Origin of the sequence: Comamonas sp. 23, assembly GCF_049601575.1 — a bacterium.
Classification (GTDB): domain Bacteria; phylum Pseudomonadota; class Gammaproteobacteria; order Burkholderiales; family Burkholderiaceae_C; genus Comamonas; species Comamonas squillarum.
In genome coordinates this window covers 2,114,994-2,138,969 of record NZ_CP187127.1, presented here as the reverse complement: position 1 = coordinate 2,138,969, position 23,976 = coordinate 2,114,994, and the positions used below count along the sequence as shown (strand labels likewise).

The 23,976-nt window shown below is 58.6% G+C and carries 19 protein-coding genes; 10 read left to right on the top strand and 9 right to left on the bottom strand.

The annotated features are described in order from the left end of the window. The first annotated feature begins 4 nt into the window (after positions 1 to 4). Positions 5 to 847: a CheR family methyltransferase gene (locus ACPEE1_RS09585; protein WP_423936159.1), complete on the top strand. Its 843-nt coding sequence runs from the start codon at positions 5 to 7 to the stop codon at positions 845 to 847. 72 nt (positions 848 to 919) lie between these two features. Then, entirely contained in the window at positions 920 to 2,050 is a 1,131-nt protein-coding gene (locus ACPEE1_RS09580; protein ID WP_423936157.1) for a hybrid sensor histidine kinase/response regulator, read from the top strand. Between the two features lie 127 nt (positions 2,051 to 2,177). Here ACPEE1_RS09580 and ACPEE1_RS09575 read toward each other — a convergent pair whose 3' ends face one another. Beyond that, complete coding sequence (locus ACPEE1_RS09575) at positions 2,178 to 2,549, bottom strand: response regulator (RefSeq protein ID WP_116924271.1); 372 nt, start codon at positions 2,547 to 2,549, stop codon at positions 2,178 to 2,180. 497 nt (positions 2,550 to 3,046) lie between these two features. On the opposite strand from ACPEE1_RS09575, the gene ACPEE1_RS09570 reads away from it, so the two are divergent. Together ACPEE1_RS09570 and ACPEE1_RS09565 are read left to right on the top strand one after the other, a co-directional pair. Next, entirely contained in the window at positions 3,047 to 3,679 is a 633-nt protein-coding gene (locus ACPEE1_RS09570) for a response regulator (protein WP_116924272.1), read from the top strand. A gap of 512 nt (positions 3,680 to 4,191) precedes the next feature. Beyond that, positions 4,192 to 5,115, top strand: coding sequence for a pyridoxal-phosphate dependent enzyme (locus ACPEE1_RS09565; RefSeq protein ID WP_423936154.1), 924 nt, complete (start codon positions 4,192 to 4,194; stop codon positions 5,113 to 5,115). A gap of 176 nt (positions 5,116 to 5,291) precedes the next feature. On the opposite strand, the gene ACPEE1_RS09560 is transcribed toward ACPEE1_RS09565, so the two are convergent. Together ACPEE1_RS09560 and ACPEE1_RS09555 are read right to left on the bottom strand one after the other, a co-directional pair. Next, positions 5,292 to 5,456 carry a hypothetical protein gene (locus ACPEE1_RS09560; protein ID WP_423936152.1) on the bottom strand — a complete coding sequence of 55 codons (165 nt, stop codon included), beginning with the start codon at positions 5,454 to 5,456 and terminating at the stop codon, positions 5,292 to 5,294. Positions 5,457 to 5,646: 190 nt separating this feature from the next. Continuing rightward, positions 5,647 to 8,274 carry a hypothetical protein gene (locus tag ACPEE1_RS09555; RefSeq protein ID WP_423936150.1) on the bottom strand — a complete coding sequence of 876 codons (2,628 nt, stop codon included), beginning with the start codon at positions 8,272 to 8,274 and terminating at the stop codon, positions 5,647 to 5,649. Between the two features lie 2,328 nt (positions 8,275 to 10,602). Here ACPEE1_RS09555 and ACPEE1_RS09550 point away from each other — a divergent pair. Continuing rightward, positions 10,603 to 12,459, top strand: coding sequence for an Ig-like domain-containing protein (locus tag ACPEE1_RS09550; protein ID WP_423936148.1), 1,857 nt, complete (start codon positions 10,603 to 10,605; stop codon positions 12,457 to 12,459). A gap of 207 nt (positions 12,460 to 12,666) precedes the next feature. Here ACPEE1_RS09550 and ACPEE1_RS09545 read toward each other — a convergent pair whose 3' ends face one another. Further along, on the bottom strand, positions 12,667 to 13,659 hold the full coding sequence (locus ACPEE1_RS09545) for a helix-turn-helix domain-containing protein (RefSeq protein WP_182342315.1): 993 nt from the start codon (positions 13,657 to 13,659) through the stop codon (positions 12,667 to 12,669). 347 nt (positions 13,660 to 14,006) lie between these two features. Between ACPEE1_RS09545 and ACPEE1_RS09540 the strand changes: the two genes are divergently transcribed. Next, entirely contained in the window at positions 14,007 to 14,675 is a 669-nt protein-coding gene (locus tag ACPEE1_RS09540; RefSeq protein WP_116924277.1) for a DMP19 family protein, read from the top strand. 65 nt (positions 14,676 to 14,740) lie between these two features. Here the strand turns inward: ACPEE1_RS09540 and ACPEE1_RS09535 are convergent, their stop codons facing one another. Then, entirely contained in the window at positions 14,741 to 15,262 is a 522-nt protein-coding gene (locus ACPEE1_RS09535; protein ID WP_260719777.1) for a hypothetical protein, read from the bottom strand. Between the two features lie 205 nt (positions 15,263 to 15,467). On the opposite strand from ACPEE1_RS09535, the gene ACPEE1_RS09530 reads away from it, so the two are divergent. Beyond that, the gene (locus tag ACPEE1_RS09530; RefSeq protein ID WP_182342324.1) at positions 15,468 to 16,706 is read left to right on the top strand and encodes an MFS transporter; all 1,239 of its coding nucleotides are present in this window, start codon (positions 15,468 to 15,470) and stop codon (positions 16,704 to 16,706) included. A 63-nt stretch (positions 16,707 to 16,769) separates the two neighbouring features. Here the strand turns inward: ACPEE1_RS09530 and ACPEE1_RS09525 are convergent, their stop codons facing one another. Further along, positions 16,770 to 18,335 carry a hypothetical protein gene (locus ACPEE1_RS09525; RefSeq protein ID WP_182342327.1) on the bottom strand — a complete coding sequence of 522 codons (1,566 nt, stop codon included), beginning with the start codon at positions 18,333 to 18,335 and terminating at the stop codon, positions 16,770 to 16,772. A gap of 203 nt (positions 18,336 to 18,538) precedes the next feature. Between ACPEE1_RS09525 and ACPEE1_RS09520 the strand changes: the two genes are divergently transcribed. Then, entirely contained in the window at positions 18,539 to 20,731 is a 2,193-nt protein-coding gene (locus ACPEE1_RS09520) for a TonB-dependent receptor (RefSeq protein ID WP_182342330.1), read from the top strand. A gap of 100 nt (positions 20,732 to 20,831) precedes the next feature. Here ACPEE1_RS09520 and ACPEE1_RS09515 read toward each other — a convergent pair whose 3' ends face one another. Next, on the bottom strand, positions 20,832 to 21,128 hold the full coding sequence (locus ACPEE1_RS09515) for a hemin uptake protein HemP (RefSeq protein WP_232539382.1): 297 nt from the start codon (positions 21,126 to 21,128) through the stop codon (positions 20,832 to 20,834). A 251-nt stretch (positions 21,129 to 21,379) separates the two neighbouring features. Here ACPEE1_RS09515 and ACPEE1_RS09510 point away from each other — a divergent pair, with 251 nt between their 5' ends. Next, complete coding sequence (locus ACPEE1_RS09510) at positions 21,380 to 21,940, top strand: MFS transporter (protein WP_423936144.1); 561 nt, start codon at positions 21,380 to 21,382, stop codon at positions 21,938 to 21,940. Here the strand turns inward: ACPEE1_RS09510 and ACPEE1_RS09505 are convergent. After that, complete coding sequence (locus ACPEE1_RS09505; protein WP_423936142.1) at positions 21,827 to 22,774, bottom strand: IS481 family transposase; 948 nt, start codon at positions 22,772 to 22,774, stop codon at positions 21,827 to 21,829. The two genes, ACPEE1_RS09510 and ACPEE1_RS09505, sit on opposite strands and share 114 nt — an antisense overlap. A 101-nt stretch (positions 22,775 to 22,875) precedes the next feature. Between ACPEE1_RS09505 and ACPEE1_RS09500 the strand changes: the two genes are divergently transcribed. Further along, entirely contained in the window at positions 22,876 to 23,682 is an 807-nt protein-coding gene (locus ACPEE1_RS09500; RefSeq protein WP_423936140.1) for an MFS transporter, read from the top strand. Between the two features lie 26 nt (positions 23,683 to 23,708). On the opposite strand, the gene ACPEE1_RS09495 is transcribed toward ACPEE1_RS09500, so the two are convergent. After that, the gene (locus tag ACPEE1_RS09495; protein WP_182342337.1) at positions 23,709 to 23,972 is read right to left on the bottom strand and encodes a YlcI/YnfO family protein; all 264 of its coding nucleotides are present in this window, start codon (positions 23,970 to 23,972) and stop codon (positions 23,709 to 23,711) included. Positions 23,973 to 23,976: the final 4 nt, after the last annotated feature.

Here is a 23,976-nt window from a genome sequence, read left to right as displayed (position 1 = left end):
CCCCATGCCGTTACGCAAAAAGGCCGAGATTGCCGAGATTGAGCAGCGCTTGCTGCTAGACGGTATTTATTACCGTTACCACTATGATTTTCGCGGTTATGCGCAGGGATCGATCAAACGCGGGCTGGAGGCGGCACTCGCCGCCTTTGGCTGCAAAACACTGTCGCAGTTGCAGGACCGGATCATGCATGACCCCTCGGCGTTTACCGCGCTGTTGGGGTACCTGACGGTACAGGTCAGCGATATGTTCCGCGACCCAGCCTATTTTGCGGCGCTGCGCCGCGAGGTGGTGCCGCTGTTGCGCACCTACCCCTCGCTCAAGATCTGGGTGGCCGGCTGCAGCACCGGCGAAGAGGTGTTCTCGCTGGCCATCTTGCTGCACGAAGAAGGCCTGCTCGAGCGCAGCCTGATCTATGCGACCGACATCAACTCGCAGGCGCTGCGTGTGGCCGAACAAGGCATTTTTGGCATTGAGCGGGCCGAGTCGTTCTCCGCCAATTATTTGAAATCCGGTGGCAAACGATCGCTCGCCGATTATTACACCGCGCATTACGGCCATATCGTGCTGGACAAAGAGCTGCGCAAGAACGTGGTATTTGCCGACCACAGCCTGGCGACCGACAGCGTATTTGCCGAGATGCATTTGATATCGTGCCGCAATGTACTGATTTACTTTGATACCGACTTGCAAAACCGCGCGCTGGATCTTTTCCGGCAGTCATTATGCCATCGCGGCTTTTTGGGTTTGGGCATGAAAGAATCGCTGCGATTTTCCAACCAGGCGCCGGCATTTGAAGATGTGGCGGTGGTTGAGAAGATATACCAGAAGAAACCCAGCATTGATTAGTTTAAAAATACCCGCCCAGCAGATGGTAATGCAGTCGCACACCATGGGCCCTAGCTTTTGACTTGTAGCGCCATGAAGACCATAGACGGCATCAAATGCCTGATTGTTGATGACATCCCGCAGAACCTGGTGGCCCTCGAAGCGCTGCTCCAGCGCGAGGGTGTGCAGTTTCTCAAAGCCCATTCGGCGCGAGAGGCGCTTGAGCTGCTGCTGCAGCACAACGATGTGGCGCTGGCCCTCTTGGATGTGCAGATGCCGGAGATGAACGGCTTTGACCTGGCCGCGCTGATCCGGGGCAGCGAGCGCACGCGCCATATTCCGCTGATCTTCATGACCGCGGGCACGCACGAGCAGAACTGGCAGTTCCAGGGCTATGAGAGCGGCGCGGTGGATTTCCTGTACAAGCCCATCGACCCGGACATGCTCAGCGCCAAGGTGAACATCTTCTTTGAGCTGCACCGCCGCAAGCAGGAGCTGGCCCAGCAATTGCAAGAGCGCACCGAGGCGCTGCGCGTCAACGAGATGTTCATGGCGGTGCTGAGCCACGACCTGCGCAACCCCTTGCAGACCATCAAGATGACGGCGAGCCTGCTCAAGCGCCAGGCCGATGCGAGCAAGAACGAAGAGCTGGCCGAGCGCCTGCTGGGCAACAGCCAGCGCATGGCCCGCATGGTGGACGATTTGCTCGATGTGACGCGCATCCGCCAGGCCGGCGGCCTGCGCCTGAGCCTGGCCGACATGGACCTGGCCCGCCTGTGCGAGGCCGCGGTGGAAGATGCTCGCCAGTGCAGCGCAGAGCGCCAGTTGCACTACCAGGCCCAGGGCGACACCCAGGGCCGCTGGGACAGCGAGCGCTTGGCCCAGGTGGTGAGCAATATTCTGGGCAATGCCTTAAAGCACGGCGCGGCTGATGCGCCGATCCGCGTGCGCCTGGATGGCAGCCAGCCCGCAGAGGTATTGCTGGTGATCGAGAACGGGGGAAGCATTCCCGCGGCTTTGCTGCCCGATCTGTTCAAGCCGTTTCGGGGTGGCGAGCGCCAACCCGGACAAAGCGAAGGACTGGGCCTGGGGCTCTACATTGCCCAGCAGATTGCCCAGGCGCATGGTGGCGCCATCCAGGTGCAATCGGCCGAAGGCCAGACCCGCTTTGAGATCCGGCTGCCGCGCCAGCCACTGGCGCCGAACCGCCAGGCGGTGCTGTGAAGGCCCACCGACCGGCCGCACGCTATAGGTTTTATGGATCAAAGTGGCGGCCTGCTGCGTCCATCCCCCAAAAGCAGAAGGACGGCACAGCCGTCCTTCTTGGCATTGCAGCGCCTGGGTTCAGCGCTTACTGCAGCATGGCATTGGGGCGCTGGGCCTCGATCTGGCCGAGCAGCGCTTCGAGCTCTTCAATCTCAAAAGGCTTGAGCAAGGTGCGCACGTTCGGGCCCCACTGCGCGGGGTAGTGGCCCAGGTCGTAGCCGGTGCACAGCACGATCCAGCGCAGCGGCGCTTGCTTGAGCAACGACTGGGCCAGCTCAGTGCCCGATTGGCCGGGCAGGCTGACATCGGTCACCACCAGGTCAAACGGCGCCTGCGCGTCGAGCTGCAGCGCTTCTTCCGCATTGGCGCAACAGGTGATGCTGCGGCCCGGCCCTTCCATGAGGCAGCCGATCGTCTCGCGCAGTTCCTCATTGTCTTCGATATAGACTATTTTCATTGCAAATCCAATAACAAAAGATTATTGCAATAAAACTATTGCAGACGGTGTTTTGAACCAAGGAATTTATCCTTGTAGGACATTTTCTTTTAATGCCGCTGCAATATACCACATTGGCTGAATCAGCAAAATTTCCATGCTAGAACAAGGCCCTGAAAAATCGGTCTCAGTACTTGTAGTCCTACACTGACAGCGTCCGTTTGCACGCACCCACAACGCGTTTGCAAACCATGGTTAAACTAAGGCTCTAGCCATTGAGGTTTTTGAAAAAGGTATTTACCCGACCATTGAGGCAGGTCAATACCCGGTATCAAATTTATAATTTAGCGATACGGCTCTGGATATTCTCGCAGTGAATAATATAGTTATTATCTGCATTTTTTGATAATCACGGCCGCTTGTGCTGTCATCTGTGGTTATCCGATCCGGTTGCGCAGTTTCAAAAAAGACCGCGAGCCAGTCAGCCAAAGCTGCGCTGCCGCTAACAAGGAAGACCAATGATCAACGTAGGACTTGTCGATGACCACGCCATCGTTCGCTCCGGCCTGAAGCAATTTCTCGCGGATTTCGTAGATATCCGCGTCGTGGGAGAAGCATCCAATGGCCGTGAAGCCATTGACCTGGTGCGCAATGAATCCGTGGACGTGCTGGTGATGGACCTGTCCATGCCCGGCCAAAGCGGTATCGACGCGCTGACCATGCTGCGCGCCAAGGAGCCCGACATGGGCATCCTGATCCTGAGCGGCTACCCGGCTGAGCACTATGCGATCAACCTGATCCGCCAAGGGGTCAACGGCTACCTGAACAAGGAGTGCGACCCGAGTGAGATTGTCGAGGCGATTCGCACCATCTCGCTGGGCAAGCGCTACCTGACCCCGATGGTTGCCAATCTGCTGGCCCAGCAGCTGGGCCGCAAGGACGATGCCCCGCCGCATGAGCACCTGTCCGAGCGCGAGTTCCAGGTCTTCCTCAAACTCGCCCAGGGCGAGACCGCGAGCAATGTGGCCGAGCAGCTGTCGCTGAGCGTCAAGACCGTGAGTACCTATCGCACCCGCTTGATGGAGAAGATGACCCTGAACTCCAACAGCGATCTGACCTACTACGCGTTAAAGAATGGTCTGATCAGCTGATCGCCTGTCCTTCGCGCGTCACAGCCGCCTCTGCACGCCACCTTCGGGTGGCGTTGGCTTTTGTGGGCGCGTATGCAGCGCGGGTACATCGTCTGCGCAGTAGCGGCAAGGCGCCAGCGGCAGCGCAGCCTGGTGTGGCGCGCCCACCCTCCCGAGCCAGCAGTGCGGCCTGCTGCCTTTTTTCACCAGGTCGCCGCATCACCGCCTTGTCGCCCAAGCTCCGGGACTTTTGGTCAGCGTGCGCTGATTGCGCCCTACACTGAGGGCCTGCTACTGGGCCATTGCGGCCTGGTGGCATGACTTGCCCGCTGCACGCCGCGTACCAGCATCTCCATGGCCAGCCTGCGCCCAGGCCGTTGTGGGCGGCTTTGCCCGTTATCGCCTATCGCCGGTTCGCGGATCGGCACGACTGCAAAGTTCTGGCCACCAACAGCTGAGTTGCAGCGGCCGCGTGGCTCACCTTCATCGGCAGGCAGCCAGGCGGCACCGTTCAGAACACAAGGAAATACACTATGGCCATCCATATTGAAACCCCCGTTATCGCATCGCGGGCACTGTCGTTGCGCACAGGCAAAGACGTGCGCCTGAAACTGGAGACCTTGCAGCCCAGCGGCTCGTTCAAGACGCGTGGCATCGGCCACGCCTGTGAGATCTACCGATCGCGCGGTGCCAAGCGCTTCATATCCTCATCGGGCGGCAATGCCGGGTATGCCGTGGCCTATGCCGGCCGCATGCTGCAGACCCCGGTGACCGTGGTGGTACCTGCCTCCACATCGCAGCGCGCCCAGGACCTGATCCGCTCCGAAGGGGCCGAGGTCATCGTGCACGGCGCATCGTGGATGGAGGCCCATGCCCATGCCCAGCAGCTGATGACGGCCAGCGATGCCTTTTTGCACCCCTTTGATGACCCTTTGCTCTGGACCGGCCACGCTACGATGATCGACGAGCTGGCACGGCAAGGCGAGCGCCCGGACCTGGTGATCTGTTCGGTGGGCGGCGGCGGACTGCTATGCGGTGTGGTGGAGGGACTGCAGCGCAATGGCTGGGGCGCCGTGCCAGTCCTTGCCGCCGAGACAGCAGGCGCTGAGTCATTGGCCAAGGCGATGGAAGCCGGCGCGCCCACCTTGCTGCCCGGCATCACCTCCATTGCCACCTCGCTGGGCGCACGCCAGGTCTGCGACCGCGCATTGGCGCTGACCCGGGAGCACCGCATCGAGAGCGTGGTCGTACCAGATGCTGCCGCCGTAGCCGCCTGCGAAGAGGTGCTGCTGGAGCACCGCATGCTGGTCGAGCCCGCCTGCGGCGCATCGGTGGCGGCGCTGCACAGCGCGTCGCCCCTGCTGCAGCAAGCCCAGTCCGTGGTGGTCATTCTCTGCGGCGGCGTCGGCATTACCGCGCGCCAGCTCGCCCAGTGGAGCGCCGAGTTTGCGAGCTGATAGGCGGTGACTGAGGCCATGCTTGCTGGGCGCGGCTGACAAGCCATGGGATCAGCAGATCCACCGCTGGGGAAGGTCTGCAAAACCACGGCATTCAGATCGGCCTGTCAGCTCGATGCCGATTTGCCTGCCATGACGCAGCTTTATCGCCAGATTTCAAACCGCATTGACGGCTTTTAACCCGTGTGGAGCACCTGCAGGCGCACCCATGCCGGCACCCCCTTCAACTTCCTTCGCACCAACCACAGATTGGCCAGCGCCAACATCGTCTGCAGCTTGTTGTCGTTCTTGGCGATGACCGGGTAGCGCAGCTTGTTAAATCTAAACTGCTGCTTGATCACACGAAACGGGTATCCCACTTTGGCTCACATGCTGGGTTTGGTTTGCTCGTATTTCTCTTTCAACAATACCAGCGGGGTGCTTACATCGAGCTTCTTACGCAGGCCTTTGCCCACGGCAATGTACCACCTCACTTGCCGACTGGAAGCTTGCAGAGTTTCCCTAGCGCGACAATATGCTTAGACTTAGTATTCAACACTTCATTTTTTTCCTGAATCCAACCAAAATAGCTACACCAAGGATGAACGAAAGTGTAAAAATCATCCAATGATTCAATGCAGGCACGCGTTTTATAATAGGTTGTGTATTAATTGAAGCCTCATAAGAAATGGCATTATTTGCTGATTCCGGATCTGGAGTTGCGCTGCCTGCAGTGATCGTTGCTGTCATAGAGCCCGTAGCAGGAGCTACAAAGCTCACGTTGCAAGAGATCGCGCTGGATGCAGGTAGTGGAGTAGCAGTGGGGACGGTTGGTGTACAGCTAGTCGTTGCACCCGCTGGAAGTCCAGAAATTCCACATGTTGCAGAGTCAGCTGCACTGGGTCCTGCATTCAGGCAAGTCATGATGCCAGCAACTGTTTGCCCAGCAGTGACATTCGCAGGCAGCGAAGAACTTGCCTGCATGTCGGCAGCGGGCGTGATCACTGCGTTATAGGAGACTGCATTATTTGAGGTAAGTGGATCTGCAGTTGCGCTACCCGCAGTGATCGTTGCTGTCATAGAGCCCGTAGCAGGAGCTACAAAGCTCACGTCGCAAGAGATTGCGCCGGATACAGTGAGTGGCGTCGCAGTGGGGACGGCGGGTGTACAGCTCGTCGTTGCACCTGCTGGAAGTCCGGAAATTCCACATGTTGCAGAGTCCGCTGCACTGGGTCCTGCATTCAGGCAAGCAATGGTGCCAGCAACTGTTTGCCCAGCAGTGACATTCGCAGGCAGCAAAGAACTTGCCTGCATATCGGCAGCGGGCGTGATCACTGCGTTATAGGAGACTGCATTGTTGGCAGGAAGTGGATCTGCAGTTGCACTGCCCGCAGTGATCGTTGCTGTCATAGAGCCCGTAGCAGGAGCTACAAAGCTCACGTCGCAAGAGATCGCGCTGGATGCGGTGAGTGGCGTCGCCGTGGGGACGGCGGGTGTACAGCTCGTCGTTGCACCTGCTGGAAGCCCAGAAATATCACATGTTGCAGAGTCCGCTGCACTGGGTCCGGCATTCAGGCAAGCAATGGTGCCAGTAACTGTTTGCCCGGCAGTGACATTAGCAGGCAGCAAAGAACTTGCCTGCATATCGGCAGCGGGCGTGATCACTGCGTTATAGGAGACTGCATTATTTGAGGTAAGTGGATCTGCAGTTGCGCTGCCCGCAGTGATCGTTGCTGTTATAGAGCCCGTAGCAGGAGCTACAAAGCTCACGTCGCAAGAGATCGCGCCGGATACAGTGAGTGGCGTCGCCGTGGGGACGGCGGGTGTACAGCTCGTCGTTGCACCCGCTGGAAGCCCAGAAATATCACATGTTGCAGAGTCCGCTGCACTGGGTCCTGCATTCAGGCAAGCAATGGTGCCAGCAACTGTTTGCCCAGCAATGACATTCGCAGGCAGCGAAGAACTTGCTTGCATGTCGGCAGCGGGCGTGACTTCTAGATGATTCGATGTATTTGGAAGTGGGGGGTTAATAAATTCGTGCAGGCTAATATTATTCTCGTTATTCTGATAAATGCCAGCAGTAGAGGCCATCACGGGCACTGTTATTGTGCATGATGCCATCCCATTAGACAAGCTGCTGGTAATCGAGATGGAATTAGCTCCTATTGGCGCTAAAACATCTGTCGAAGCTGTGGGGCAGGTAGTGATCGGAACTCCTGAAACAGTGAGACCCGGGGAGAGTGTATCCGTGAAAACCCAACCTTCCTTTGCCAGCAAATCACTGGTATTCGTGATCGTGAAGACTATATTGATCGAATTACCCATCGCTACCAACGGCGGATCGAATGCATTGTCAAGTTGAGGAGTGGCATCCAAAATTTTTGGATTATCGAATGCGAAATCATTGCCATTTCCAGACCCCTGGGCATTACGAATAATATATCCAACTGATCTTCCAGCAAATTTAAATGCTGCGGGAGAATTTAAAATTCCGGCGACTGCAGTACCGGCAAGATTACTTTCTAGTGCACTCACTGGCACTCTAGAACCATTAGCACAGACATCCACAGCATCAGGTGAAATATTCTCCTCTATACCATCCTGATCAACAAATGAAAAGCGCAATAATGGACGCCCTGATTGACAGTTGAGTGCAGCCGCATCTATTGAAGTCAATAGAAATCGTTTACTCGCAACCAAGGGGATATTACCTTCTGTTCTGAGAATTATTAAGTCAGAACCGGGATCTCCAGTCGTAAATGCAGTTACTGCATAATTGTTGCGAGAAGTTGTATTTATGTCTTGGCCTCTCAAAATCCCTAGTGCTTGACTCAGCTGCTGTGAGAAGTTCCAACTGCCTTTGTTACCTGTACAGGCAGCTATTCCTACTGTTGAGTTAGGATTTTGATTGTATGCAGCCAAAATTCCATTGCACATTTTCGACGGACTTGTCCAAGGCGGGTCAGCCGTGTAAGCCTGGTTGACAGGATTCAAGCCTGCATAGCCAAGCAAATCAGTGACATCCGACATTAGAGTCGGGGTTGGTAAATTTTGAAAATCCTCGCTCCATACCACTAACGGATCAGCTGGTACGCCTGGTGCGGCCACAGCGGGAAGATTACAAATACAGCCAATCGACATAAAAAGAGGTGAGATAATAAATTTAATGTGATTTTTCATCATTTAATCCTCTCATATTTTCAAAAAATATAAAGCTCATTTAGCGCAGCCTATAGAACGCCTGCTAAAGCCCAAAGAAATATTCCTGATGGAAGATGGCATTTTTAAATGGAGTAATCATATGAATTCATAGGCATCTATCCTCGCTACCTCAAATTTGAAGTGCAACACCTGAGCCCCAGCCGACTTGCACAGATAACCTCACGACACACGCGGTTGCAGCCTGAATATCGGCTGACTGCGCCTTCCCTTTTGGCAGCCCTCATAGGTGTTGCGGCTGCCAGGTGCACAATGAGAGCTCCAGTGGCCGCCATCAGGAGAAAATACTTTCAACCCGCAGCTATTTATACGGTCGTCTCTACACTGCTGGTTCATCAACACGAAAGGCTAAGAGCTGCCAGCAAATACAAAGTATTGTTGACTACCGCCAGCCAGCACCAAAATGGGATTATCTGCCACTGCCTGTGTATGTGTGTTTAACTAACGGCTTGTTCTTTTTTAAAACGCGATCGAAATAAATACTCCACCCGATGCCCGCACCTGATGATTAGTCGCAGGCTGCAGGTTTCAGCGACTCAATAGAAGAACCGTCGGCAGTCCTTCTCACCTGAAGATCAAAACCATCATTTCTGGGACGATGGAGCTCCCCGTATTGGCATTGCAGAAATCCATTAAATGGATCAATATTTCGACTGCCGTTTTTATCAATATAATCACGACTGAGATACAGATCTGGGATCTTCGAACAAATCAAGCATGACTTCTTGAGAAAAGCCGGTGTGGGCGTATGCCACTATCAATGCAAACACGCTATGGCGATATCATTTTCCAGCCATCAAATCTCTTTTTTATCTATCCGCAGTTACTTTAAGCATTGCGTACCACATCCTTTGCTCATGTGCGCAACGGCTGCAAGTGGTGGCGCCCCAAGCCCAATGGGTTGTTTGACGTACATTCTGGCGAGAACTTTTCAAGGTTTTTTATCAACCCTCTGACCAAAAATTTAAACCTATTTTTAACCAACGTCAAACACTCAATAATTATTAACTATGAGTATTAGCCGATTAAAAACTTAAATACCGACATTGAATTCTCAATATGGATTTGTAAACAATTAATCAGGTGATCGACTCAAATGAATTCTGAGATAAATTTATGCTGTTGCACAAATTCTCATTGCCCTGATGCATACTGAGTCGCAGTGGGCATATACGCGCAAGATCAGCTACATCTGGTAATAATTAAGAGCGACTTTAGAATTGAAGATTTACTGATTCCAGCATTTACTAACACCACGAACTAGCCAAAAATCGCGATAGATACTCTCAAAACATAACTGCCATCTGGCTTCAGTTAGCTGAATTTGCAACTTCCCTGCTCGCACGCTTAGGTCATAGATAGAACGTCATCCCTTGTTAGCGTGGTATGCGTATCAAGCGGTGACGAGTTTTGATCTCTTGCCGGTGTACGGATGGCTGAAACGCGCGCCTTTTTGCCATTCGCCTGCCTCAGGAATGCAATGCCATCGGCCCACCTATTCGGGCTAGCTGGTGCATCCCTGACCCTCATAGGGCCGCCTATTGAACCGTTCAGGATGCGTTGGATGCCACTGCTTCATGGCCTGCATGGGCCTTTTGCTTGGACTGCCCTTGGCCAGGTAGCCGAAATCAGCCTATCTATGGACTGCCCCGTGGCTATGGGCAGTCCAGGCGGGTACTAGCCCCGGTCGCTGGATGACTATGCGCGGTAGTTCTCGGAGCGCTTTCCAGATATGGCCAGCCAAGCCCATTTCTTTGTGCAGCAGGCCAAAGAACCTGTTCTAAGCGCCCAACGCATCTGCGGCAGGGTTCGATGCGCGCTTGGGGGCCTTTGTGGTGTGGATGCAAGGCAGTCCTCAGGCATCGGTGCCCCGTTGATGGGGCCTGCGGTGGGCGGCGTTTGCGCCCTGCGCAACCGTGGCGCAAGGCAGATGGCCGCTGGGCAGCACCTTCTGCAGCATTTCGCCCAATTGTAAATTTTGTCAGTAAATGTTCCTTTTGTTCTACAATCCATCGCTTCGAATCTCCCTCGCGCTGCACAGCAGCATCCGCTGACGGCAAGCCGAACCCAGGCCATGGATCTCCTCAACCGCCCCCTGCTCTCTGCCAGCTGGGCGTATCCACGGATCTAAAGCCCGAACCACCGCGACTCGCCTTTCGATGTGCGAGGGAAATGACTCGTCCCGAAAAAAGACAAAGGCGATTCATATCGAAGATTTTGTTTTCTAAATTATTCACAAGGTCTATGACAAAAACTTCTGCGGCTTTGGCCCTTGCCTGCCTGGCTGGAATGAGCGCCTGGAATGCCCAGGCCAGTGAGCTGACGCTTTATATCTCTGAACCCGTCCGCAATGCGGCTCTCAACGCAGCGGTGCCCGAAGGCGCTCTGCCTTGGTCCGACGCTTACAAGCAGTCGTACACCATCGAAACATTCAACGGCGAGACCCTGGGCACTAAAACATCCGGCAACTGGGCTATCGGAACGTACCAGGTGGGCGCCGGCGGCAATACCAATGTGGCCGCTGCCAATGTGTATGGCGGCGCAGGCACCGGCACGGTAATGGGCAGTGGTGGTTCCAACTTTCTCAATGCAGGGACAACCGGCACACCGGTAGGCGTCACGGTGACCTTGACCAACCCTGCGCGCTATGTCGGCTTCTGGTGGTCCGCAGGCTCCAACGGCAACAACGTGGAGTTGCTCGATGAGAACGACAACGTGCTGACGGCGATGACCACCGACGATCTGATGGCGTTTTTGAATTCGCCCTCCAACCTCACGATGAAGGCCTTGGACCAGAACATCACCTACAGCAGAGCGCAATACAACGGCAATCCCTTTATCGAGGGGAACAACGCTGAGCCCTATGTGTATCTGAACTATGTGCTCAAGGACACTACCGCTTTCGGCTCCACCACCATCAAGAAGATACGCTTTTGGGGTGCCGGCTTTGAGCTGGACAACATCGCAGTGCGCGAAGAGAAGCTGCCAGGACTGCCTGCAGAAACGGAGTTGCCCCAAACCTGGGTGCCCACCAAGATCACCAATACTTTTGAGGATCCGCCGGCTACGGTCAACGATTCGGGTACTACGCGGATCAACACGCCCTCGGGCTCATTGGATCTGACGGACAACGATCCCCATGTGCTGGAGGGCAGCTCGGTCACCGCGCAGACCACGTCGGCCAACGGCGGAACGATTGCGGCCGATCCGGCAAATCCTGGGAAGTTTATTTACACGCCTGCCATTGGTTTCGTGGGCGTCGATACCTTTAGCTACGACGTTTGCTTGCCAGCGCCCAACCAGACCAAGTGCGCAACGGCTGAGGTCACGATGACGGTCACGGCACCCGATCTGGCCATCGACCTGTCCGGACTGCCGGCCACCGCGACGGTCGGCGTGCCTTACCAAGGGCAATTGCGCTGCAGCAACCTGGGCGATGCCGATGCATTGTCTGCGACGGCTTGCACCACCGGCCCGCTGCCAGATGGGCTCAGCATCCAGGCTTGCACGGTAAGCCCCGACAGCGCAGCCTGGACCGCAGGGAACCTCATCGCGCAAGGCGCGGTCGTCACTTGTGAGGTGGGCGGCACACCCGCCAATGTGAAGAAAACGACGACAACGACGGGCACCACCGGCACGACGGGAGACCGCGACCTGAGCAACAACACGGCGACCCAGGACATCACCGTCGTGGGCGCTGCGGATGTCGTGGTCGATCTGAGCGGATTGCCGTCGACGGGAACGGTCGGCACTCCCTACCAAGGCAGCTACAGCTGCAGCAACCGGGGCAGTGCAGACCAGGCGGGGGCCAACTGCGCCGTCTCCGGCCTGCCTGCCGGCATCACCCAAGGGCCTGGCGCTTGCACCATCGTCACGCCCGCTGCCCCGGCTGCCACCGGCTGGACATCGCCCTCCACCATCCCAGAAGGGGCTGTGGTCACCTGTGTGGTCGAGGGCAAGCCAACGGAAGTGGGATCGTCTGCCGTCAGCGCTTCGGGCGTTGACAGCAAGCTGAGCCACGAGATCACGATTCGCGCGGTCCCCGTGCCCACTGCGGTTCCGTCGCTGTCCACCTGGGCACTGCTGGTACTTGCCACAGGCCTGGCCATGCTCGGCATGGGGCGTGCACGCAAGCACAGTGCCTGATCGCTGATCGGCCTTCAAACCGGTGCCAGTCAGTGACATGCTGACTGGCATTTTTTTGGTCGTGTCGGTAGTGCTTGTCCAGACTTTCGTATGCGGAGTCACGCGGCGAAGAGGGGCTCGGTGGAGTGCGGTGATCCGCATAGGTTTATCTCGCGATTCATCCGCAGATTGAGCACTTGAACGTCAAGACGTGCGGCACACCGGTTGCTACTCCGGTTTATCTTCTGACGGCTGGCTTGGCACCGGTGCCCCCTGCGCCTGGAATGCCATGCGGTACTGCTTGGGCGACCTTTTCCAGAACTTCTTGAACTCGGTGGAAAAGTTGCCGGAGTTGGCATAGCCGACTTCGGTCGCAATGTCGGCGACCCCCAGTGAGCCGGTCTCCAGCATCATTGCGGCCCTGGACATTCGCTCTTTGCGAATATATTCAAAGACCGTCATGCCCACGGTGGCCTCAAATACCATATTTAGGCGGTGGGTGGACAAACCCAGGCTGGCAGCCACATTACCGCCTTTTAGCGTCGAGTCACTGAGGTGATGGATTATGAATTCGGTCGCTACCTGCTTGATGCTCATATTGGCCGACAGGATTCCCGAAGGTATATGCCATGCCCTCACCGCATCCGCTGTATGCTGCTCCAATCCGGTTCTTTTACGCGCCAGCGCAATGTGAATGCGAACCCTCTCCAGCACCTCATCCACATAATAGGGCTTCAATATATAGTCGACAGCTCCAGCACGAAGCCCAAGCAGCCGGTCTTCTTTATCAGACAGCGCAGAGATAAATAGGATGGGTATATAGCGGGTGGATGCATTCTCTTGGAGCAATCTGGCCACCTTGATATTACTGCGGTCAGGCAAGCGCACATCCATCAATACCAGATCAGGAGGCTTTAAAAGAATGCGGGTGTAGACCTGGCTCTCATTCTCAATGACGCTGACGGTGTAAGAGCGGCTGCGCAGTGCGGTGACCAGAAGACGAAGTTGCTGTAGATCGCGATCGACGATCATTACATGTGGGACTTTAATCTCACTATTAATCATATATTGCGCACAAATCCCTTTCCATATCGGACGCCAGGTTTCCGTGGATTTTTCTGCGCTTGCAAATGCACGGGGATCTTGAAAGCGGCCTGGCGTGGCCAGCCCAGCCAGCAGCGCGCACCTGCGCCAATGGCAGCAAGGGTGGGCGGCAAGCAAGGTGGCGTGGATGCAGAAATTTACGGCAAATATAGTACGAGAGACACTCCAAACATTCTCTTTTAAAAATTACAATCAGCGACTTGTAATAATGAAATATATAAATGAAAAATGATATTCATTTCTGCATTAAGCAAAGAAGTTTGGATTAAAACAAATATCAAAATTTGATTTACCTGTTACGCAACAATGATTTGAAACCACCAGGTTTACATGTTGTTTACAGTTGGGCCTTTACGGGTAGGAGGGCGCTCAAGATAAGGCGCGGGCAGCACCCTCGCCGAAACGGGATCTCCCTTAAACTCATCCGCTGTTGGGGGCAGGTTTGCGCCCCGGAAAGGCCATGCATGAAGCACGACGGGCATGCCGTCGTCGGATCTCCGATCACCGACGTCATCTTTGAAGAAAAGCGCGTTTTGCTGCTGCTCGATGACGGCCGCCAGCTGGCCGCTCCGCTGTCCTGGGTGGGGCCCAAGGTGCTTGCGATGAACGCGCAAGAGCGATCGCAATGGGTGGCTACCGCGGACGGGCGCGGCGTCAACTGGCCCAGCGCCGGTCAGACCTCGGCTGACGGCGCACTCAATGTCTGGACACTGGAGCAGGATGCGCTGTTTGAAGCGGCGTTGGCCGAGCTAAAGGCCTTGGACTGGAAGGCGGACCAGCTCAATCACCGCAGCCGGGCGCTGGTGGCCTTGTGGCGCCTGGTGGCCGATGGCTACAACGGCGGCCTGCTGCAGTTTCTGGGCAACTGGGGCATGGCCGAGATGGATGCGGCGCTGGCTGCGCTTGCCCAGATCCGGGCCAGCGCCACGCTCGCGGTAGTCACCGCGTTCTGGCGCCTGGTGGGCCCCATTGCCCAGTCGGACGAGGTCAACACCATTGATGATGTGTACCGCGCAGTGGCCGGTGACTTGTCTGAGCAGATTGAAGAACTGGACGAGCAGTTCTGGGAAGCGGCCGAGGAACTGGTCCAGCGGGTGCCGCAATATTTTGGGCCGGCGCCTTCGGCCGCCTGATGCGCGATGCGCAACCCACACGCAGCCCTGGGACGAGGGCTGCAGTGCGCCGGTGCGCCGGGGCGCTACTTGTCGTTGTTGGCGCTCAGGTTGTCCAGCAGATCATCGAGCGACTTGAATTCGATGGTGTCCACACCATCGTTCTCGTCAATGGAGATGTCTTCCAGCAGCAGCTCCTCGCACAGCTGGGCCCGCACCCAGCACTGCGGAAACTGCTTGGGTGCGACAAATGACAGCAGCACGGCATCGGCAAAAACGGCCACCGAATGCAGGCGCAGGTCATTGCGCAGATCGGTGGGCTCTTGCACCTCATCGTCTTCAACGGCTTCTTCTACCTCCAGCGCAATGTCGTGGACCAGCGCCGTCCACTGATCGGCTGGCATCGCCAAAAAGCGCTGGGTATTGGCGATAAGGGCATCGACATCCATGTCCGGGTTGTCGGCCAGCTCCGGGTCGACATTGACATGGATATCGGCCCCTGCGGCATGGAACCGCACGCTGCCCACCACAAAGCCGTCGTCGGCTTGCACGTCGTTCAAAAGCTGGCTCGCGGCTATCGCGTCACGAAGATGGGCAATCTGTGTCATGGGGGCCGTCCTTGCGTTGAAGTGAATGGCCATCATAAGCGGCGGCCGGCCACGCATCTACCCTGCCCGCGAATGACTGTCATTCGCTCAACTGGCACAAATTCGATATTTCTTGTCCTGCTTGCGCGATTGCGCCAGCGCATCTTCCCGTAGGCTTGCCGCTTGCCTGATTTTTTTGCCTGCCCAGGTTTGCCCGCCCGACGCCATGACCGCTGATACCGCCACCCTCAACCCCTCGCCTGCACTGGCTGCAGCACCTGCAGATACTCAGCAGCACGGCTTTTTATTGCCGATTGTGGGCGGCGCCGCGCTCGCCCACCTGCTCAACGACATGATCCAGGCGATGCTGCCGTCGATCTTTCCGATGCTCAAGGCGAGCTTTTCGCTCAGCTTTGGGCAGATTGGCGTGATTGCGCTGGTCTACCAGGTCACCGCATCGCTGTTGCAGCCATGGATTGGCATGTACACCGACAAGCACCCCAAGCCCTACCTGCTGCCCTCCGGCATGGGCATGACCTTGATCGGCATTGGCCTGTTGGCCACCGCGCAGAGCTACGAGATGCTGCTGGTGGCCGCCGCCGTGGTGGGCGTGGGCTCGGCCACCTTCCATCCCGAGGCCTCGCGCATTGCGCGCCTGGCATCGGGCGGCCGCTTTGGCACGGCGCAGTCCAGCTTCCAGGTGGGCGGCAATACTGGCTCTGCCATTGGGCCGCTGCTGACGGCGGCCATCGTCATCCCCCATGGCCAGCCAGCGGTGGCCTGGTTCATGGTGGTCGCCCTGGTCGCCATCTTTGTGCTGTACCGCCTGACCATCTGGGTGCGCCACAACGGCAGCGCCAAGGCCCAGAGCCTGGCCAAGAACCATGCGGGTGAAGGCCTCAACCGCGTGGGCGTCATCCGCGCCGTCATGGTGATCTGCATTTTGATGTTCGCCAAGTTTGTCTATATCGCATCGTTCACGAACTACTTCACCTTCTACCTGATCGAGCGCTTTAACCTGAGCGTGCAAAGCAGCCAGCTGTTTCTCTTCATGTTCCTGGCCGCTGTGGCAGCGGGCACCTTTGCCGGCGGCCCGGTCGGTGACCGCATCGGCCGCAAGGCCGTTATCTGGATCTCGTTTTTGGGCGTGGCGCCGTTTGCGCTGGCTCTGCCCTATGTGGGCCTGGTGTGGACCGCCGTGCTCGCCATCGCCATCGGCCTGGTGATGTCGTCCGCCTTTGCCGCACTGGTGGTGTATGCGCAAGAGGCCGTGCCCGGCCGCGTGGGCCTGGTCTCGGGTTTGATGTTTGGATTGATGTTCGGCATCGGCGGCGTCGGTGCCGCGGGCCTGGGAGAGCTGGCCGATGTGCATGGCATCGTCTGGGTGTATGGCCTGACCTCGTTCCTGCCGCTGCTGGGGCTGGCGACCGCGTTCTTGCCGGATACGCGGAAGAAGCGCCCCTAAGAATGGGATGTGCACCCGGCATCGGGCGCAGAGGGCTGGTTGCCCCATCCCCCATCGCTGGCATCACTCCAAGGGGACGGCGCCCAGACCCATCAGGTTGCCGTGGCGGTCGCGGACCTGCAGCACGGTTCCACTTCGGTTGCCAGGCTCTTGAAAGAGATAACCGGTAGAAGTCACACCATCACGGATCCAGGTACAGGTGGCCCTGCGCGGAACGGCGGGATCAGCGCGGGTGCATCGAATGGCGCCATCGTCACTCACCGCTTCTAGACCCTCCACACGCGACAAAGTCACGGCGACCGTGTCTTGCGGGGCAATCAAGGTGGAGAATTTGAGCCACCATTGCCCCAGCAAGCCTTGCGCGTCTGCGGCACCCGGCTCCAATGCCATCCGCACCATCTGCTTTTGAGGCTCGTTCGGCAGCGCTACCGTTCCGCGTACGCGACTGAGTGCCCTCGAGCTTGTACCGCCGTACAAGAACGCCAGCGACAAGTCTCCGGCAGCCTCCGCCAGTTCCGCACTTTGGAGTGGTCCCCCCAGTGCACGGCCTCCTTGGTAGCGATTCAGCGCTAACTGGGTCTGGGCTTTCTGGAAACTTCCGCTTCCCATGTGAAAGGTCGGCCGCCCGCTTGGCAGATAGTTAAATACCTGCGCCAAGGCCATGCCATTTTGAACATCGATGGCCATTCCACGCCCTGGCTTGAAGGTCCATTCATCCTCCACCAACCAAGTGCCACTGCTGGGGGTGATTGAAAGGTTGCAGTTGATTTGATCGCCAATGTACAGATCCAGCCAGAAGGCGCACCCAGTGATGGTGGAGCCGGAGCCCCCTCCTATAGCTGTACCCATGACTGGATAAGTAAGCACTGCTCCTTGTTCCAGTACGACAAGCTCAGCAACAAGATCCACATTCACAATACGCAGCGCAATGGACTGCACATAGGGCTCATTGCCATCGGCGGGCTGAGGTTCACTGTTGGTGCAACGGAAAATGTCTTGGTCTGCGGCCTTTGTGCAGATGAACGTATTCCATGGAACGCCATGAAAACCACGCATCCATACCCGCCACTGCAAATCTTGGGCCGGCTTGCCGATGTTGATATGGACTTGCCGGTGTGCAAGCGCATTGGAGTCCAGCGTCGTCCCAAGAAAACTCCGCGTTTCACCTGCGCTCCAATAGCGGGCCACATAGTCATCACTTCTCATCTCAAAGCGTTGAATCGCGCGCCCGGGCTCGCCAGGAAACTGCACCGTCCCCTGTAGCCCGTTGGCAAAACTCACCGTCACTTTCCCCGGCGATTCCAACGCGACCGCATCCCTTGCATCACTGCCAAAGCTGCGCCCCCCTTGGTACTGCATCAGCGGTGCAGTAACGGTGTCGCCATCCATCTGCCCGGTAGCCGTGTAGAAAGTGGCGTCGCCATTCGTCTCATAGCCAAATACCTGCATAAAGAAGGTATTGCCTTGCACATCAATCGCCAGGCCCCGGCCCGGTTTTCCATCCAATTCTTCGGTAATGGCCCAGGTGCCGGCCTGGGGGGTAAAACTGCGAGCAGCCCAACCCATGCTGCTTGCGAGCGCCAGCACGCTAGCAACAACGGTAGAACGGATACCCATGGCTTTATTCAAATTTATCTCCTGATATTCATATCAGTATATGGACCTTTCCTCGCCCCGTGCTTACAGCGGAACCTGAGTCTCCAGACGCAGGGCTCGCACCAAATTCAGCGGCGGGTGATCCCATAAATACAACAAAAAGTTGCAAACATGACATCTGATGAATACGATTGAGAATGATTCTTGTTCATTAAAGTCATAGCAACGTCATTCTCATGTCACATACAACCCAACTCAGACACCAACCCAACCTGATCGTCCTGGCCTTGATGGCCGCTGCCGCCAGCGCTGGGGCATCGGCCCAGCAGGCCCAGCCAGCGCAATCAGCAGCACCCGCGCAGGAGGCGGGCGCCAGCACAGAGGCCAGCGCACCCGTCAACCTGCCCCAGGTCACCGTGCGCGACCGCTATGAGCGTGAAGACCTCCCTGCGCTCGCGCCCGGGCGCAAGGCAGCCAAGGGGGCACGGCTGGGCATTCTGGGGGCGACCTCGATCATGGAGGCGCCCGTGCACGTCAATGCCTACACACGCGAGCTGGCCGAGGACTGGTCGGCGCTGTCGCTGCAGGATGTGCTGGAAAACGATGCGGCGGTGGTCTTTACCACCAACAAGGGCCATTTGCTGCAGAACTTCAACCTGCGCGGGCTCGATGTGACGGCGATGGACATAGCGACCAATGGCCTCTACGGCATTGCGCCGGCCAACTCGGTGCCGATCGAGATGTTCGAGCGGGTCGAGGTGATGCGCGGCCCCAATGTGCTGCTCTCGGGCATGCCGCCGCTCGCCAGCGTGGCCGGCTCGGTCAATATGGTGACCAAGCGCGCGCTGGCCCAGCCGATTGCCGACCTGACCGCCACCTATGTGTCGGACTCGTACTACCAGCTGCATGCCGACGTGGGCAAGCGCTTTGGGCCCGAGCAGCGCCTGGGCCTGCGCTTCAATGGCGTCTATGGATCGGGCGATATGGGCGCCGAGGACGAAAAGCAAAAGCGCAATGTGGGCGCGCTGGGCCTCGATTACCTGGGCGACAACTTCCGCCTCTACCTGGATCTGTACAACAGCGTCAACAAGATCGATGGCGGCAGCCCCGGCATGTTCAGCTTTTTGGGCAGCGCAGCCATCCCCGGTGTGGGCACCCTGCTCTCACCGCCAGATGGGGATGTGAACCTGTTCAAGGGTACGCATGGCAAGTACGACAACAGCGGCTTGCTGGCCCGGGCCGAGTTTGACTTCAGCAAAAACTGGCAGGGCTATGTGGCAGCGGGCGGGTCGGAGGCCGAAGGCCAGGGCCTGCTGTTTGGCACGCGCGCCATTGTGACCGGCGCAGACGGCACCACGCGCGGCGCGATCTACAACGTGCACACCAAGTCCGAGCGCCGCACGGCCGAGGCGGGCGTCATCGGCAAGTTCGACACCGGCAGCGTGCAGCACCGCCTGCAGCTGTCGTTCAACATCCTCAAGCACAAGGAAGGCACGGTCAACACGGCCTGCAACTACTGCTACACGACCAATATGTACCGGCCGACGGAGCCCGCCTTCCCCGCAGCACCCACCTTCAAGGACTACACGACGGAGAACGAATTCCGCTCGGTGGCGATTGCCAACACCATGGGCTTTTGGGATGAAAAGCTGTTGCTGACCCTGGGCCTGCGCCACCAGACGGTGAAGACCCCGCTGGTCAATGGCGTGGCCTCCAACTACAGCGAAAGCCGCACCTCGCCAATGGTTGCCGGCGTGCTACGCCCCTGGGGTGAGAACATCGCGCTGTTTGCCAACTACACCGAAGGCCTGGAGCCCGGCCGCACCGTGGGCACCGGCTTTGCCAACCAGGGCGACACGCTCGCGCCGATGCAGACCAAGCAAGGCGAAGTGGGTGTGAAACTGCAGGCCGGTCAGACCACGCACACCATCAGCGCCTTCCAGATCAAGAAGCCCTCCATCGTCACCAACAGCGCGAACTTCCAGGTGCTCGATGGCGAGCAGCGCCTGCGCGGGCTGGAGTGGAGCGCGTTTGGCAAGCTGAGCGAGAGCGCGGCGCTGCTGGGCGGTGTGGAGTACATCCAATCCAAGCAGACCAACACCGGCCTGGAGAACTATGGCGTGCCCAAGCTGCGCACCCGCATTGGCCTCGATTGGGACACCCCCGTGCAAGGCCTGTCGGTGGGCGGGCGCCTGTTCCATACCGGCTCGCAATGGGCGGACTCGGGCAACCGCCTGAAGGTGCCTTCGTGGAACCGCATCGACGCGATGGCCCGCTATGCCACCAAGTTCGGCGCTACGCCCGTGCGCTTTAACGCCAGCGTGGAGAACCTGACCAACAAGAACTACTGGATCGGCATGTTCAACGATGGCTTTGTGATGCCGGGCGCGCCGCGCACCTACCGCTTGTCGGCCACCGTGTCGTTCTGATCACCACAAAGGCTCTGGCCATTGCCAGAGCCCACAAACACCACAGCCCGCTGGCCATTGCATGCCAGCGGGCTGTGTTTTATCAGCGGTGTGGAGCGCTTTACTTCGTCAGGATCAGCTTGCCCAGCTTGGTGGCCTGCAAGGTGTAGACGGAGCCGTTATGGGCGATCTGCACGGTCTTGTGGCCGGCCAGCAGGCTGGCGCTGTCCACGCTGCGCACCTGCAGGTTGGCATCGTTCAGCGGCCGGGGCTGCAGCGCAATGGTGAGTGGCTCGCCAGCATGGGACTCGGCCTCGCAGGCAGCGGGCGTATCGGCTGCGTCCTGCGGCTGTGGCACAGCTGGGCGGCGGAGTTGCAAGGTACGGCGGGCGCTGGTCGCGGCATGCAAAGTGGTCATGGTGGCGCTCATGGCGGGTTGGTGGATGGTCAGGCAGATGCAGACAGCTGCACCCGAAGGAGGGAAGAAAAGCAGCAGAAGCACGCGGCACCGCTGCCCGTTGGCCCCCACAACGCCAGGGCGTTGGCAGCGCCGCAAACGGCGCGCATGGCGGGATGACGTTCATCACAAGAGGGGCAAATCACAGGAACCGAGTTTATCATTAAATGAGATTGATTATCATTTAAAGACCATGTTATTGAAGGAGTCTGATGCCCGTCCCGTCTACCTCGGCGAGCCCCGCCCGCCCATCCGATGCGGCCCCGTCCACGGCGCCCGTGCGCAGCTTCAGCATGCGGCCGCTGATGTTCGAGAACTTTGTCTGCACCTTGTCGATGATGTCCTTTGTGGCGCTGATCGGCCCCATCGCCAGGCTGCTGGGGCTGGCGCCCTGGCAGGCCGGCATGGCGGTGACCGTGGGGGGCCTGGCCTGGGTACTGCTGGCACGGCGCTGGGGGGCGGCCAGTGACCGCTGGGGCCGGCGCCCCATCCTGCTGCGGGGCCTGGGCGGCTTTGTGGTCTGCTATGCATTGCTGTGCAGCTTTATCGTGTTTGCCTTGCGCAGCCGGCCGCCCGTGTGGCTGGCCTTTGCCGGGCTGGTGCTGCTGCGCGGCATGGCCGGGGGCTTTTATGCCGCCGTGCCCGCCACCGGTGCAGCGCTAGTTGTGAACTGTCAAGAGGTTGTTTGCAGATTTGAGCCTGGCCATCGGGGTAATTCGACCAATGCCGCTGTGAGGCCTGTGCCAGTTGTAGTAATGCTGCCAGCGATGTAAGGCTTGTGTTCGCTCAGCTGAATTCTGGTATGTCCAACCATAGGCCCACTCGCGCAGCGCCGATTGGATGAATCGCTCGGCCTTGCCGTTGGTCTGTGGCCGGTACGGCCTGGTGAACTTGTGCTGCACGCCCAAGGCGTTGCAGGCCGCAGCGAACTCCCTTGAGCGGAATGCCGCACCGTTGTCGGTCAGCAGGCGTTTGATGCTCACTCCAAGCCCCGCGTAGTACGCCACGGCGTTGCGCAGAAAGGCGACGGCTTGCGGCGTTTTCTCGTCCGGATGCATAGCGGTAAAGGCAATGCGTGCGTGGTCGTCAATGGCCACGAACAGTGTCTCCCATCCCGCACCATCGACCGAATCGCGCCGATTGCCTGTGACGCGGTGGCTGGGCCGAACGATGCGCCCGAGCTTCTTGGTATCGATGTGCAGCATGTCTCCAGGCGCATCGTGCTCATAGCGAACCACGGGCTCGGACGGCTGCAGATCGCTGAGTCGAGACAGGCCCGCACGGGCCAATACCCGGCTCACGGTGGACGCCGAGACGCCTGCGTAGCTGGCAATGCGCGACTGCAGCATGCGGCGTTTGCGTAGCTCAACAATGAGTAAGGCCTTGGACTCGCAGATGGCTTTGGGAGAGCAAATGGGCCTGGAGGAAGCATCGGCCAGGGCTGCTTCGCCGCCCGAGAGGTAGCGGCCCAGCCACTTGCGAGCGGTCTGTGCGGTGACGCCTTGAAGGGCTCCGGCCTGAGAGGCATCCAGGCCTTGCAAGGTCATCTGTTTGACCATCTCCAGTCTCCGGGCAAAGGTAAGTCGGGCATGCTTATGAGTGTTCATCCGGTTGGCTGTCCTGAGTGGGTTGGGTGTTTGGCGACTTCCAGTCTCTCAAATCCAACCCGGATGAACACCGGATACAACCTATTGAACCTTCACAGCTAGTGGCCGACCATGTGCCCGGCCCGCAGCGTGCGGCGGCCATGGCCACCTTGGGCGCCGCCAGCGGCATCGGCATGGTGGCGGGCCCCGGCGTCACCGGCCTGTTGGTCGCGCACAGCCTGGAGCTGCCGCTGCTGATCACCGCCGTGCTGCCCGCCCTGGCCTTGTTGGTACTGTGGCGCTGGCTGCCGCGCAGCGAGCAGCACGCCAACCCGCCCACCGGCCCCCTCAAGATCAGCGACCCGCGCCTGCGCCGCCCGATGGCCGTGGCCTTTTGCGCGATGTTCAGCGTGACCATTGCCCAGGTCGTTGTGGGTTTTTTTGCGCTGGACCGGCTGCAGCTGGACGCCAGCGCCGCTGCCCGCGCCGCCGGCATAGCGCTGGCCGTTGTCGGTGTGGGCCTGATCCTCGCCCAGCTGGCCGTGCGCAAACTGGGCTGGACCCCGCAGCGCCTGATCCGCGCCGGCTGCGCCCTGTCTGCGCTGGGCTTTGCGTCGCTGCTGCTGGCCAGCACGCCCTGGGCGCTGTGGGCCGGCTACCTTTTAGGCGCCGCCGGCATGGGCTGGGTCTTCCCCTCCGTCATGGCACTGGCCGCCAATGCCGTGGGCGCGCATGAGCAAGGCGCCACTGCCGGTACCGTTGCCGCAGCCCATGGCCTGGGCATGATCCTGGGGCCCCTGGTGGGCACCCTGGTCTATGACCTGCACCCGGGCGCGCCTTATCTGCTGGTGGCGGTGCTGCTGGTGCTGGTCGCGCTGTGGCCTGCGCGTGCGCCGGTATCAGCGCTGGAGGTAAGGCGGGTGGGTTGAGATCCAGCTGTCTGACATTGAGAGGTTCATTTGCGCTGCCTGGCTGCGGCCAGCTTGGCCTCCAGGCGGGCAATCACGACCTGTGCAGGGATGCCAGCAGCAGCACTGTTGTGCCGCGTGGCGGCCAATCCCCGCTGCAGCAATCCCGCCTGTGCTTGCCGCTGCTGGATCTCGCGGCGGACAGCGGTCTCGACAAAAGACGCCAGGCTTTCGTTCTGCGCCAAGGCACGCGCCACCTCGTCCATGAAAGCGGGCTCGACGCAGATGGATGGGATGGTGGCAGTCTTCATAGGT